Origin of the sequence: Bacillus salacetis, assembly GCF_049177075.1 — a bacterium.
Lineage (GTDB): Bacteria > Bacillota > Bacilli > Bacillales > Bacillaceae_B > Rossellomorea > Rossellomorea salacetis_A.
This window is the reverse complement of the sequence record NZ_CP185377.1, coordinates 175,001-188,045: the sequence shown is the minus strand read 5'-3', so window position 1 is coordinate 188,045 and position 13,045 is coordinate 175,001. Positions and strand designations below refer to the sequence as shown.

At 44.9% G+C, this 13,045-nt stretch carries 9 protein-coding genes, 8 tRNA genes and 2 rRNA genes (1 of these 19 only partly in view); 1 reads left to right on the top strand and 18 read right to left on the bottom strand.

Going from position 1 to position 13,045, the window contains the following annotated elements; all coding sequences use genetic code 11:
• Positions 1-16: 16 nt before the first annotated feature.
• From ACOJQI_RS01050 to sigW, 7 genes are all read right to left on the bottom strand, one after another.
• On the bottom strand, positions 17-1,933 hold the full coding sequence (locus ACOJQI_RS01050) for a PTS mannitol transporter subunit IICBA (protein WP_421382727.1): 1,917 nt from the start codon (positions 1,931-1,933) through the stop codon (positions 17-19).
• 238 nt (positions 1,934-2,171) lie between these two features.
• Positions 2,172-3,974, bottom strand: a complete 1,803-nt coding sequence (gene glmS, locus ACOJQI_RS01045; protein WP_421382725.1) for a glutamine--fructose-6-phosphate transaminase (isomerizing) — start codon at positions 3,972-3,974, stop codon at positions 2,172-2,174.
• 502 nt (positions 3,975-4,476) lie between these two features.
• Positions 4,477-5,823, bottom strand: a complete 1,347-nt coding sequence (glmM, locus tag ACOJQI_RS01040; protein WP_421382723.1) for a phosphoglucosamine mutase — start codon at positions 5,821-5,823, stop codon at positions 4,477-4,479.
• 39 nt (positions 5,824-5,862) lie between these two features.
• Positions 5,863-7,098 (bottom strand): YbbR-like domain-containing protein, encoded by a 1,236-nt coding sequence (locus ACOJQI_RS01035; protein WP_421382721.1) that lies wholly within the window; start codon positions 7,096-7,098, stop codon positions 5,863-5,865.
• Positions 7,091-7,927 carry a diadenylate cyclase CdaA gene (gene cdaA / locus ACOJQI_RS01030; protein WP_421382719.1) on the bottom strand — a complete coding sequence of 279 codons (837 nt, stop codon included), beginning with the start codon at positions 7,925-7,927 and terminating at the stop codon, positions 7,091-7,093. The genes ACOJQI_RS01035 and cdaA overlap by 8 nt, the downstream gene beginning before the upstream one ends.
• 315 nt (positions 7,928-8,242) lie before the next feature.
• Positions 8,243-8,887 carry an anti-sigma factor family protein gene (locus ACOJQI_RS01025; protein WP_421382717.1) on the bottom strand — a complete coding sequence of 215 codons (645 nt, stop codon included), beginning with the start codon at positions 8,885-8,887 and terminating at the stop codon, positions 8,243-8,245.
• Between the two features lie 7 nt (positions 8,888-8,894).
• Positions 8,895-9,458: an RNA polymerase sigma factor SigW gene (sigW, locus tag ACOJQI_RS01020; protein WP_421382715.1), complete on the bottom strand. Its 564-nt coding sequence runs from the start codon at positions 9,456-9,458 to the stop codon at positions 8,895-8,897.
• 165 nt (positions 9,459-9,623) lie between these two features.
• Between sigW and ACOJQI_RS01015 the strand changes: the two genes are divergently transcribed.
• The gene (locus ACOJQI_RS01015) at positions 9,624-9,782 is read left to right on the top strand and encodes a Spo0E family sporulation regulatory protein-aspartic acid phosphatase (RefSeq protein WP_421382713.1); all 159 of its coding nucleotides are present in this window, start codon (positions 9,624-9,626) and stop codon (positions 9,780-9,782) included.
• A 40-nt stretch (positions 9,783-9,822) separates the two neighbouring features.
• On the opposite strand, the gene rocF is transcribed toward ACOJQI_RS01015, so the two are convergent.
• The 11 genes from rocF to ACOJQI_RS00960 form a co-directional block, all read right to left on the bottom strand.
• The gene (gene rocF / locus ACOJQI_RS01010) at positions 9,823-10,722 is read right to left on the bottom strand and encodes an arginase (RefSeq protein WP_421382711.1); all 900 of its coding nucleotides are present in this window, start codon (positions 10,720-10,722) and stop codon (positions 9,823-9,825) included.
• A 978-nt stretch (positions 10,723-11,700) separates the two neighbouring features.
• Positions 11,701-11,773 (bottom strand) — tRNA-Lys (locus ACOJQI_RS01005).
• Between the two features lie 4 nt (positions 11,774-11,777).
• Positions 11,778-11,852: transfer RNA gene (locus ACOJQI_RS01000), tRNA-Gln, on the bottom strand.
• 65 nt (positions 11,853-11,917) lie between these two features.
• Positions 11,918-12,001: transfer RNA gene (locus ACOJQI_RS00995), tRNA-Tyr, on the bottom strand.
• A 7-nt stretch (positions 12,002-12,008) separates the two neighbouring features.
• A tRNA-Thr gene (locus ACOJQI_RS00990) sits at positions 12,009-12,084 on the bottom strand.
• Positions 12,085-12,129: 45 nt separating this feature from the next.
• Positions 12,130-12,205 (bottom strand) — tRNA-Val (locus ACOJQI_RS00985).
• A gap of 29 nt (positions 12,206-12,234) precedes the next feature.
• Positions 12,235-12,309: transfer RNA gene (locus ACOJQI_RS00980), tRNA-Glu, on the bottom strand.
• 18 nt (positions 12,310-12,327) lie between these two features.
• Positions 12,328-12,401, bottom strand: a tRNA-Thr gene (locus ACOJQI_RS00975).
• A gap of 2 nt (positions 12,402-12,403) precedes the next feature.
• Positions 12,404-12,478 (bottom strand) — tRNA-Asn (locus ACOJQI_RS00970).
• A 7-nt stretch (positions 12,479-12,485) separates the two neighbouring features.
• Positions 12,486-12,602, bottom strand: a 5S ribosomal RNA gene (gene rrf, locus ACOJQI_RS00965).
• Between the two features lie 142 nt (positions 12,603-12,744).
• Positions 12,745-13,045 (bottom strand): 23S ribosomal RNA (locus ACOJQI_RS00960); it runs 2,635 nt beyond the window's last position.

The following is a 13,045-nucleotide window of genomic DNA, read 5'->3' as shown; positions in this document are numbered from 1 at the left end:
CTACTCTTGTCCTTATTTATTTACTGTTGATGATATCCTTTAACTCTTTTGCCGTTTTGGCTTGAACCATCTGATCCACATTTTCCTGTTCGGAACAGATTACCGCAATACCTGAAAGGATTTCTAAGTGTGTGCCGTCTTTTCCGGCAATCCCGAAGATCAGTTTAGCCTGCTCGCCATTAAAGTCGACTCCATTAGGTACCTGGATAACCGTGAAGCCTGATCTAAGGACGGCTTTCTTCGCATCCTCCGTACCATGCGGGATGGCCACGTTGTTGCCCATATAAGTGGTTGTGATGCCTTCACGTTCAATCATGGCATCCACATAGCTGTCTTCCACATAACCGGCTTTCACTAACGCTTCTCCGGCAAAGCGGATTGCTTCTTCTTTATTGGCGAATTCCTTGCCGATAAAGATGTTTTCCTCTAGTAAAAGATCATCATCTTTATCTGCGTTTGGTTCTGTGCCGACTGCATCTGTTTCTGACTCTTCGACAAGCTCTGCCTGCTCTTCTGTGATGCCGTCCTGCAAGCTTGCGATCAGCTTATCGTATTCAGGGCTGGATAAGAAATTATCAACTGAGATATGATACGCACCCGGAAGTTTACTTTGAGCTCTAGGGGTCAATTCTTCCTGGGTGATGACAACTTGTGCATCCGCCGGGATATTGCTGATAGCCGTATTCGTAACGGAAACGTCCAGTCCAGCTTCTTTCACCTTCTTGCGGAGCAGGGATGCTCCCATTGCACTTGATCCCATACCGGCATCACAAGCAAAGACGATCTTATTTACTTCTTCAGGAAGAGTTCCTTTAGCTTGGACTCCAGAAACATGGCCGGCTACTGAACTCTTCTTGCCTTTCATGCCTTCCATTTTCTTTGTTGCTGCATCAATATCTTCATCCGTTTCCTTGCTCGTTTTTAACACGATTGCAGATACTGCAAAGGATACCACTCCCGCTACAAGGACCGCTGCATAGTTTGCCATCAGGGTCAGTCCATCAGGTGTTACAGCTGTAATAGCCAGAATGCTCCCTGGAGAGGCAGGTGCTGAAAGACCTCCACCCAATAATACCAGAGTAAACACTCCGCTCATTCCTCCAAGAATGACGGAAATGAAAAGCATTGGTTTCATTAAAATGTAAGGGAAATAAATCTCGTGTATTCCACCGAAGAAGTGGATGATTCCCGCTCCCGGCGCGGACTGTTTCGCAGTTCCTCTGCCGAAGAACATGAATGCCAGTAAGACACCGATACCTGGTCCTGGATTCGCTTCGAGCAAGAACAAGATTGACTTCCCTGTGGATTCAGATTGTTCCAAACCGATTGGTGACAAAATACCATGGTTGATAGCGTTGTTCAGGAACAAAATCTTTCCAGGTTCGATCAGGATACTTGTCAAAGGCAGCAATCCTGCTTCAACAAGCCAGTCAACACCAGCTACAAGTACTTCTGTGAAAGCATCAACGGCAGGGCCTATACCAAGATAAGCCAGAATCGCAAGGATTGCGCCAAGGATACCCGCCGAAAAGTTATTAACCAGCATTTCAAAACCAGAACGAATCTTTCCTTCAATTGCCTGGTCAAATTTCTTGATGACATATCCGCCTAACGGACCCATTAACATTGCACCAAGGAACATCGGAGTGTCCGGTGCACCGACAATGACACCCATTGTCGCAATGGCACCGACGACACCCCCGCGCTGATCATGAATCAGCTTACCTCCTGTATAACCGATTAACAGAGGCAGCAGGTACGTAACCATCGGTCCGACTAAATTGGCAAGGCTTTCATTTGGAAAGAAGCCAGTTGGAATGAATAATGCTGTAATCAATCCCCAAGCTATAAACGCACCGATATTCGGCAGGACCATAGAGCTGAGGAAGTTACCGAACTTCTGCACTCTTACTTTTATATTTGATTGAGCCATATATAGTCTCCCTTTCATTAATAAATAATAGCAGTAAAGCCTTATTTCATCATAAATGATGAAGCCGGAGTGCTCAATGAAGATGAAAACTAACTTTGTCGCGCATGTGATGACAAACCTAGTGTTTCTCTAATGGCCATTCTTATTCTTTTACTGTACTCTCACGACTATTTCCCTAAATCGATATGTATAAACACAAAAAGCCCCCGGAGAATTCTCCGGAGGCTTTCTTAAAGTTTTATTCAACAGTTACTGATTTAGCAAGGTTACGCGGCTTATCTACATCACAGTCACGGTGAAGTGCTGCATAGTAAGAAATCAGCTGCAATGGTATTACAGAGATAAGGGGTGTTAAAATTTCATTTACTTCAGGGATGACGAAACGGTCGTCTTCCTCTTCCAGTCCCTTCATTGAGATAATGCAAGGGTTGGCTCCGCGGGCTGCTACTTCTTTCACGTTTCCGCGGATTCCAAGGTTGACTGCTTCCTGCGTAGCAAGAGCGATAACCGGAGTACCTTCTTCAATCAAGGCAATCGTTCCGTGCTTCAACTCTCCGCCGGCAAAACCTTCTGCTTGGATGTATGAAATCTCTTTCAGTTTAAGAGCTCCTTCAAGGCCTACATAGTAATCAAGGTGGCGGCCGATGAAGAAGGCGTTGCGTGTCGTTGACAGGTAATCACGGGCAATCGCTTCGAATTCTTCTTTCTCGTCACACAGAGCTTCCATTGCTGTTCCAACAATTCCAAGTTCATGGATCAAATCAAAGTTTGGTTTGATTCCTTTTGATCTCGCTGTAACATCAGCAAGGATGGAAAGGACAGCGATTTGAGCTGTATAGGCTTTTGTGGAAGCAACGGCAATTTCAGGGCCTGCATGCAGAAGCAGTGTGTAGTCCGCTTCACGGGAAAGCGTAGAACCAGGCACGTTTGTAATCGTCAGGGATTTGTGTCCAAGTTCCTTGACTTGTACAAGTACAGCACGGCTGTCCGCAGTTTCACCACTTTGAGAAATGAAGATGAATAAAGGTTTTTCAGAAAGTAAAGGCATATTGTAGCTGAACTCACTTGCCACATGTACTTCCACTGGAATTTTCGCGATATTTTCAATGAACTGCTTACCAACCAATCCAGCATGGTAGCTTGTTCCCGCAGCAATGATGTAGATGCGGTCCGAATCGTTCATTGCAGAAAGGATATCTTCGTTGATTTCCAACTCCTGATCATCATTACGGTAAGCACTGATGATTTTACGCATAACCGCTGGCTGCTCATCGATTTCTTTAAGCATGTAGTGCGGGTATGTTCCTTTTTCAATGTCGCTTGCATCCAATTCAGCAGTGTAAGGCTCACGGGAAACTTCATTGCCTTCAAGGTCATGAATCGTCACCTTTTCTTTTGTAACGATGACTGTTTCTTTATCCATCAACTCAACATACTGATCCGTTACCTGAAGCATCGCCATGGCATCACTTGCTACAACATTGAAGTCGTCACCAAGTCCAACAAGCAGCGGGCTCTTGTTCTTCGCTACAAAGATCGTCTCATCATTTTGATTATCAAGAAGGGCGATTGCGTAAGATCCTTTAAGAAGCTTAAGCGTTGAACGGAACGCTTCTTCCACAGTGTTTCCTTCGTTTACTAATCTTTCAATCAGCATTACGACAATCTCTGTATCTGTATCACTTTTTAAAGTTACTCCCTCAAGATATTCACGTTTTAATGCTGAATAATTCTCGATTACTCCGTTATGAACAAGGGTGAAACGTTCTGTAGTTGATTGATGCGGGTGAGCATTGACTTTGCTTGGAGGACCATGAGTCGCCCAGCGGGTATGACCGATCCCTGTATTGGACAGTACATTCTCATCCACATTATCACGAAGATCCGCAATGCGTCCTTTTTCTTTGAATACATGGACTCCATCAGCATTTTTCACGGCAATTCCAGCTGAATCGTAACCGCGGTACTCAAGCTTCTCAAGCCCTTTTAATAAAATTTCTTTTGCATCATTGTTTCCGATATATCCTACGATACCACACATAATTCTTTTCCTCCCTAAAATACAAGGGGGCAGGAAAGCGCGGGGGCTTCCGGCCCCCTTATCTCTGATTATTAGTTTGGCATTTCCTTTCCTTTGTCCACCAAGTTGCCTCGGTGCTTTGAGAAAGAAATTGACGGCTCTGCTGTAAGCCGGGAGGCATCCGCCGAACAATCGATGAACCTCCACCTCGTCAACTAAACCATCGTCCGGTTTAGTCCTGGCGCTTTTTAAATCTTTATTAACCTCTATCCTCCTAAGCATCATTGAATGGTTTCCAATTACTCAAAAGAGAATCAAAAACAGGATAATCATACAATACCCCGAATGAATTCGTCAATAAAAATTTTTCAGCACTTTTCAAAAGGGACCCTATTTAAAATGCTTACTTAATTTTCCCGAATTACAGGTGATTAAACCCATTGTGCTGATGAAAAGGGTATATTAAGAAAATATGCATAAGCAGCCCCGGAGGTCCCACTTATGCATACCCATTTCCTATTTCTTATTTTAATCCCATTTCTTCCTGAACGACCTGGACAATTTCATCTACATATTTTTCACACAGTTCTTCTGTAGGCGCCTCGGCCATTACCCTTACAAGAGGTTCCGTGCCTGAAGGGCGGACAAGGATTCTTCCATTTCCGTTCATTTCAGCTTCAACCTTCTCGATTACTTCTTTCACCTTGGCATTATCAGTTACGTGATATTTGTCTGTAACTTTTACATTCACCAATTTTTGCGGGAATTTTTTCATCTCGCCGGCAAGTTCTGATAATGATTTGCCTGTTAATTTCATAATATTAACTAATTGGATACCCGTTAACAACCCATCACCGGTTGTATTGTAATCAAGGAAAATGATATGTCCTGACTGCTCTCCTCCTAGGGAGTAGTTATTCTTTCTCATTTCTTCCACTACATACCGGTCACCAACCGCTGTTTGGACGCTCTTGATATCGCTTGATTCCATTCCTTTGTGGAATCCGAGGTTACTCATAACCGTGGACACGACTGTAGACTGCTTCAAGCGCCCCTCTGATTTTAGGTGCTTCGCGCAAATAAACATGATTTGGTCACCGTCCACGATTTCACCATTTTCATCAATCGCAATCAAGCGGTCCCCATCACCATCAAAGGCAAGTCCGATATCCGCCCCTTTTTCTTTCACCAGTTCTGCAAGGGGTTCAGGATGAGTAGAACCGACTCCATCATTGATGTTCAATCCATTAGGAGAAGCCCCCATCGTAATAAGGTCTGCATCCAGGTCTGCAAATAGGTGCGGCGCTAAGGAGGACGTAGCTCCATGTGCACAGTCCAGGGCAATATTCAGCCCTTCGAATTCCTCATCCACCGTCTGTTTCAGATACTGAAGATACTTCTGGCCGCCTTCAAAGTAATCGCTGACTTGTCCCAAATCAGCACCGATTGGACGAGGCAGTGAGTCCACTTCCTGATCTAGGAGTTCCTCAATTTCTTTTTCCTGATCATCGGAAAGCTTGAAACCATCTGAGCCGAAGAACTTGATTCCGTTATCTCCAACCGGGTTATGCGATGCAGAAATCATGACGCCTGCCTGAGCATCAAGAGCTTTCGTCAAGTAAGCTACTCCAGGAGTTGAAATGACGCCAAGACGCATGACTTCCGCGCCGATGGAGAGCAGCCCGGCAACAAGGGCCCCCTCCAGCATATGGCCGGAAATCCTTGTATCACGGCCAATTAGAATTTTGGGCCTGTCGGCATCTTTTGTCAGCACATACCCGCCGAAACGCCCTAATTTAAAGGCTAACTCTGGAGTCAGCTCTGTATTAGCAATTCCTCTTACACCATCTGTCCCGAAATACTTTCCCATTGATATCGCTCCTTAAGTGGGCTTAAAGAATAAATATAATTAAGCCGGTATTTTCTCTTGTACTTGGATTGTAACTTTATTGTTCGTCAATTCCCATTCGATGTCTTCAGGACCCTCAGCTTCAATTTCAACTTCATGCCGGCCGGGGGTCAATCCTGTTACATTTGCCAAGAGTGAAAATGATTCAGAGTTCACGGCATCGAGCTGTTCCTTGAATCCTGATACGGTTATATCAACCGACCCCGATTCAGGGTTAATGAACTCGTATTCCATATCCTCCTCGGCACCTTCAAGCGTTATGGTATTTCCCATGACTGTTTTATTTTCTACTTCCTTCAAATCTATCTTCACTTCTACTTGCTCAGGTGTCGTTTTGTTTACACCTTCCGGCAGTTTAAGCGGCACTTTGATTGTAGCATCTTTCTTAATATCACTTAGGTCCACTTCCGCTGTCAACTCATTGATTGAACGCAGAAGAGCGTCCCTTCCAAAGACTGTGACTTTTTTCGGATCGACGGTTATCGACTCCAATTCAAGTCCTTCAGGAAGTTCCCCTGTCTGATTAACCGCTACCGGCACTTCTTTGCTCGGATTGACTACTTCTATCGTGACATCCACGGTTTCAGGCTCAATGGAGACATCCAATTTATTATAGTCTCTGTCCAGCACCTGGACCCTTGCCTCTCTGGTAACCGATCCATTAATGCCGCTATTGACATCAGGTGTGGCAACGACATAGGCTATCTGTCCTATAACATCTTTTGCTCCGGTAATTTCCACTTTGCGCGGCTCAGCTGTGACACTTTCCGTTTGGTAACCTTCCGCCAGTAAGCCTTCATTGAATTCCGGCTCTACCGCGAACTCTTCCGTCACTTTTTCCTGGATGGAAACATTTGCAAAGGAAGGGTTCAGTTTCACTTGCAGCTTTTCGGAAATCCCTTCTATTTTGAGCTGTACCTGATGCTCGCCGATACCGAGATCATTCAGATCGGCATAAACGTGAAAGTCCCTTAATTGCTTCGTTGAGGTGACCAGGTTCTTGGGCCCTTCCACCTCAACATCTACGGTTGCAGGGACCCCGCTCACAAATAGATTTTCACTGTCATAGAAAACTTCAACCGGAACATTCTCTATCGTTTCTGTATTCTCCTGCGGATTGCTGCTCTCGCTCCGCTGGACAGCCATCTCGTCAAAATTCACAGAAGCATAGAGAACAAAAGCCAAAAGCAAACCAACGATACGCATAAACCAGCGGTTCTCGATGAATTTATCCATTGTCTTTCTTCCCCCTCCAGCTCCATTTTGTAGAGGAAGCATTTGCTTTTTCTCCTATGAGCTCATGTTCGAGGATAAGTTTCAAATCATCCACCGAAACATTCCGCTTCAAATCACCGTTCATAGTAACGGAAATACTTCCGGTCTCTTCAGAAACGATGACCGTTATACTGTCAGTAACTTCACTGACCCCTAAAGCTGCCCTGTGCCTGGTGCCGAGCTCTTTAGAGATAAATGGACTTTCCGACAGGGGCAGATAACATGCCGCCGCAGCAATTCGTCTCTTTTGCAGTATGACGGCACCATCATGAAGCGGTGTATTGGGAATAAAGATATTGATCAGCAGTTCTGAAGAGATCTTTGACTGTATCGGAATACCAGTTTCTATGTATTCACTCAGGCCCGTTTCCCTTTCAATCGATAGGAGTGCCCCTATACGCCTCTTGGCCATATAGCTGACCGCCTTGCCAATCGCTTCAATCATATTGCCCTGTTCCTCTTCCTCCTGATTGCCGCTTCTGGAGAACAGCCTGCCTCTCCCCAGTTGTTCGAGGGCTCTGCGCAGTTCAGGCTGGAAGATGATGATGATGGCCAGGATTCCCCAATCGATCGCCTGATCAACCAATGACCTTAATGTATCCAGACCAAGCAGCCCGCTCAGTCCCCTTACGATGATGATGACAAAAATACCTTTCAATAACTGAACGGCTTTTGTTCCTTTAATAAGCATTATTAATTTGTAAATGACAAACCATACCAGGAGTATGTCTACTATATCTGAAGCATAATCCAGTACGGAATAGTTTGAGTAAACATCGAAAAACGGCATATAGTATCCTCCAATAGAAGTAATCTAAAGGGATAGCCGTGAAAATGGCTATGTAATTAGTAACTTCATTATTATATCACAAACAGCCTTGACACACTGAATAATAAGAAGAAATGGAAAAATATAAAGCGCAAGCGTCTTGATCAGCCCCCGACAGGCATAAGACGAGCCGGCGGGAAGGTTGCTCTTTAACCTTCTTGACGGATTGGAGGGAGACCAAAACCCGCTAGGTACTGGATTGGTTCAAGAGCTTCACAGTTCAAAAAAAGGACTGTTCAAGGAGATATACTCCCGGAAACAAGCCCCTTTCTCTTCTTATATACCCTCTGGCAGTTCTTCAAACCAGTTCACAGTCTCTTTAAATCCCTTTTTCAGCTGATACCAAATCCATTCAAATGCCGCATCGATTTCTTTGATTTCCCCTGTTACACTACCGGCTGAAGCCAGGTATTGGTTGCCATTAATGACCGTAATATCGCCATTCACCTGTCCTTCAACTTTCACATCGCCGTTCTTGACAGTGATATTTCCATCAATCACTTTTCCTTCAGGAACAATGACGGTATGGTCTTGTACGACTAAATCGGGCTGTTTAGTGAAGGAGAATTCTTCACTTTCATTCCAGGAGGAAAACAGGCTGCCAATCATCAATATGAAAAACAAGGAAGCTGCCGTCATCAAAGGATGGTGCCGCAGCCATCTCTGTGCTCCCACTTTCTTCTTTTCGCGCGGCAGGTTCGCCATGACCTTACTTGTAAAATCTTGTGGTGCCTGTATATGTGATGTACTTTGCACGAGTGCAATCGACTTTTTCATTTCATGGAAAAATTGCTGACAATCTTCACACCTTTGAAGATGTTCTTTCAATTTTCTTTCATGGTCCTGAGTGATTTCTTCATCTAAATATTCGTGGATATATTCTTCATATTCTTCAGAACAACAAGCTTTCAAAGGCTTCACACCCTTCCTACATGTTTCTTAATTGTTTTCTGAGAGCTTCCCGCCCTCTATGTATCCTCGTTTTCACCGTTCCTAATGGCAGATCTAGGATCTCACTGATTTCCTGGAGTGACAATTCCTCTATATACTTCAGGACGATCACCGATCTGTATTTATCCGGAAGCTTAAGGATCTGCCTTTGAATCTCTGCCTGAAGTTCCATTTCTTCCACTTCTTCTTCCGGCAGCTGGCCCTCTGCGGCTACTTGAGAATACATTGTTAAACCATCTGTCCCTGTCACCTCTGCATCAAGATAATAATCAGGCTTCTTTTTCCTGATTCTGTCGATGCATAGATTTGTTGCAATCCTGTAAAGCCATGTAGAGAATTTCCTCTTTTGATTAAACGTATGGATATTTACATAGGCCCTGATGAAAGCCTCCTGCGCTATATCCTCAGCCTCATGGCGATTACCCAGCATGCGGAAACAAATCTGGAACACTTTATCTTTATAAAGTTCAATTACCTCAGCAAATGCATCCTGGTCACCTTTCAGCACCTGCTTAATTCTTTTATTGACTAGCGCATCCATTTTATACCTCCGCTCTATGCGGCTATACATATATACGAACGTATAGCAAAAAGGTTTCAATTTTTTTCATCTATTCTATCCTAACAAATTTTAACATGAAATGTTTACATTTTTTATAATAGGGGTATAAATGAACTAAATAATGTCGGAAACGAGGTAATTAGTGTGGGGAGAACTGAATTACTTAAGCAGATAGAAGACCATAGAAGCCGCATGGTAGAGTTAGCGCTGCAATCATCATTTGCAAACGAAAAGGTCGTCGAAATCAGTTGTAAGCTTGATGATTTGTTGAATACCTTCCATGAGCATACTAAAGAAATATAAAAAAGCAGCTTCCTCAATGAAGCTGCTTTTTATTCTATCATTATAGTAATTTTTCTCCAAAAAGAGATCCCATAAGGGCAACAGCAACGGATGCCGTTCTGTTCTTATCATCAAGGATTGGATTGACCTCCACGAATTCAGCGGAAGTGATGAGATTGGATTCTGCCAGCATTTCCATCGCCAAATGACTCTCACGGTAGCTGATACCGCCTAATACTGGTGTACCAACCCCAGGCGCATCACTTGGATCCAAACCGTCCAGGTCAAGGGACAGATGTACACCGTCCGTTTTCTCTTTCAAGTAGTTGATCGCTTCTTCCATCACTTTCGTCATACCCATGCGGTCCACTTCATGCATGGTGAATACTTTGATCCCGCGTTCTTTTATTAATTCCCTCTCACCTTCATCTAAAGAACGTGCCCCGATGATCACAATATTCTCCGGCTTTACCTTAGGGGAATACCCACCGATACTTGTCAGGCTTTCATCGCCAATACCCAGACTTACAGCCAGCGGCATACCGTGGATATTACCAGACGGGGATGTATCACTTGTATTCAAGTCTCCATGAGCGTCATACCAGATGACACCAAGATTTTCGTAATGCTTGGATACACCAGCAAGCGTACCAATTGCGATACTGTGGTCTCCTCCAAATACTAGAGGAAAATCCTTGCCTTCAATTACTTTATCCACTTGATCAGCAAGTTTGCTATTTCCTTCTGCAACCGCTGTCAAATTTCTTAAATTAGAATCAGAAGTATGCACTCTTTCAGGCTGAGCGATCTCGATATTGCCCAGGTCGTTAATCGTATGGCCAAGTTTCTCTAGTCTTTCTGCCACACCCGCATAGCGGATCGCACTTGGTCCCATATCTACTCCACGGCGCATCTGCCCCAAATCCATCGGCACGCCAATAATTGATATATTCTTTTTCATACTAGTTCCTCCTCAACCTTTTCTACCTCCATTGTATCGAACAAAACCAACATGACTCAACCGGACAAAATGGTGTATATATATTCAAAAGCGGAAGCGGGCGTTTAGCGCCGTACGGATTGGAGGGCTCTCGTATGAGATAAAGGAAGCACAACGAACGGAGTGAGTTGATGTTGACTTATCGCAAGAAGAGAGACCGAAATCCGCTAGGCGCTGCCCGCTGGAGCTGGACGTGATCAAAAGCGGAGGGAGCCTGCCCAGCGGCGTACAAACTGGACTGCCTCCGCATGAGATAAAGGAAACACGATGAGCGTTAGCGAATCGATGTTGACTTATCGCAAGGAGGAGGCGGGAAGTTTGCTAGCCGCTAGGCTCCCGGAGCTGGACGGATTCAAAAGCGGAAGCGGGCGTTTAGCGCCGTACGGATTGGAGGGCTCTCGTATGAGATAAAGGAAACACAACGAACGGAGTGAGTTGATGTTGACTTATCGCAAGAAGAGGGACCGAAATCCGCTAGGCGCTGCCCGCTGGAGCTGGACGGATCAAAAGCGGAGGGAGCCTGCCCAGCGGCGATCATAGTGGACCGACTCTGTTGGAAGCATATATAACAGATTTTTTCTTAAATACCCTGCTATAAACGCATATCACTTTTATAGTAGGGTGTTTCTCCTCTATTCACCCCACTACAAACAAACTTGGCGCCTATAATAGGGTGTTTCTTCACTAATCACCATACTATAAACAATCTTGACCTTTATAATAGGGTGTTTCTCCTCTATTCACCATACTACAAACAATCTTGACCTTTATAATAGGGTGTTTCTCCTCTATTCACCATACTACAAACAAACTTGGCGCCTATAATAGGGTGTTTCACCGTTAACCATCCTACGTCTAATAGCTTTCGCGTGTATCGTGGTCTTGCCTTTTCAAGCACAAAAAAGCTTCCAGATAAATATCTGGAAGCTTTCCTGTTTATGAGCCATGAAGGACTCGAACCTTCGACCCTCTGATTAAAAGTCAGATGCTCTACCAACTGAGCTAATGGCTCTTGATGGCTGGGCTAGCTGGATTCGAACCAACGCATGTCGCAGTCAAAGTGCGATGCCTTACCGCTTGGCTATAGCCCAATATCAGTGAAAATAAAAAGGACATTCATTAACATGTCCACTTTCTAATGTTTCTATTCAAGAAATGGTGGAGGGGGGCAGATTCGAACTGCCGAACCCGAAGGAGCGGATTTACAGTCCGCCGCGTTTAGCCACTTCGCTACCCCTCCAATTAAATGGTGCCGGCAAGAGGACTTGAACCCCCAACCTACTGATTACAAGTCAGTTGCTCTACCAGTTGAGCTACACCGGCATTTCATTGGAATGTTATTACTTTATTAAATTGTTACAAGAAACATGGTGGAGGATGACGGGATCGAACCGCCGACCCTCTGCTTGTAAGGCAGATGCTCTCCCAGCTGAGCTAATCCTCCAATGAAAGATATTTTCGCTTTGCGAAAAATGGTGACCCCTACGGGATTCGAACCCGTGTTACCGCCGTGAAAGGGCGGTGTCTTAACCGCTTGACCAAGGGGCCGTTCTTATTAAACTAGTAAGCTTCCAACCGGGCTCGAACCGGTGACCTCTTCCTTACCATGGAAGTGCTCTACCTGACTGAGCTATGGAAGCAATGGCTCCGCAGGCAGGACTCGAACCTGCGACCGATCGGTTAACAGCCGATAGCTCTACCACTGAGCTACTGCGGAACGAAAAGCCTGGCGACGTCCTACTCTCACAGGGGGAGATCCCCCAACTACCATCGGCGCTGAAGAGCTTAACTTCCGTGTTCGGCATGGGAACGGGTGTGACCTCTTCGCCTTAATCACCAGACAACTATTGCTTTGTTTTTTTGAAAGGACAGATTTTATTATAACAACTTTCCGTTGAAAGTCAACTGTTATTTTAAAATTGTTCTCTCAAAACTAGATAAAGTTTCTGAAGAAAAGAAAGTATTCCGAGTTCGCTATAAATTGTGGTTAAGTCCTCGATCGATTAGTATCTGTCAGCTGCACGTGTCGCCACGCTTCCACCTCAGACCTATCTACCTGATCATCTTTCAGGGATCTTACTCACATAAAGTGATGGGAAATCTCATCTCGAGGGGGGCTTCATGCTTAGATGCTTTCAGCACTTATCCCTTCCGCACATAGCTACCCAGCGATGCCTTTGGCAAGACAACTGGTACACCAGCGGTGCGTCCATCCCGGTCCTCTCGTACTAAGGACAGCTCCTCTCAAATTTCCTGCGCCCACGACGGATAGGGACCGAACTGT

Bases quoted from the DNA above. Each gene is read 5' to 3' on its own strand.
- ACOJQI_RS01050 (WP_421382727.1), bottom strand. From the start codon at position 1,933: ATGGCTCAATCAAATATAAAAGTAAGAGTGCAGAAGTTCGGTAACTTC.
- glmS (WP_421382725.1), bottom strand. From the start codon at position 3,974: ATGTGTGGTATCGTAGGATATATCGGAAACAATGATGCAAAAGAAATT.
- glmM (WP_421382723.1), bottom strand. From the start codon at position 5,823: ATGGGAAAGTATTTCGGGACAGATGGTGTAAGAGGAATTGCTAATACA.
- ACOJQI_RS01035 (WP_421382721.1), bottom strand. From the start codon at position 7,098: ATGGATAAATTCATCGAGAACCGCTGGTTTATGCGTATCGTTGGTTTG.
- cdaA (WP_421382719.1), bottom strand. From the start codon at position 7,927: ATGCCGTTTTTCGATGTTTACTCAAACTATTCCGTACTGGATTATGCT.
- sigW (WP_421382715.1), bottom strand. From the start codon at position 9,458: ATGGATGCGCTAGTCAATAAAAGAATTAAGCAGGTGCTGAAAGGTGAC.
- rocF (WP_421382711.1), bottom strand. From the start codon at position 10,722: ATGAAAAAGAATATATCAATTATTGGCGTGCCGATGGATTTGGGGCAG.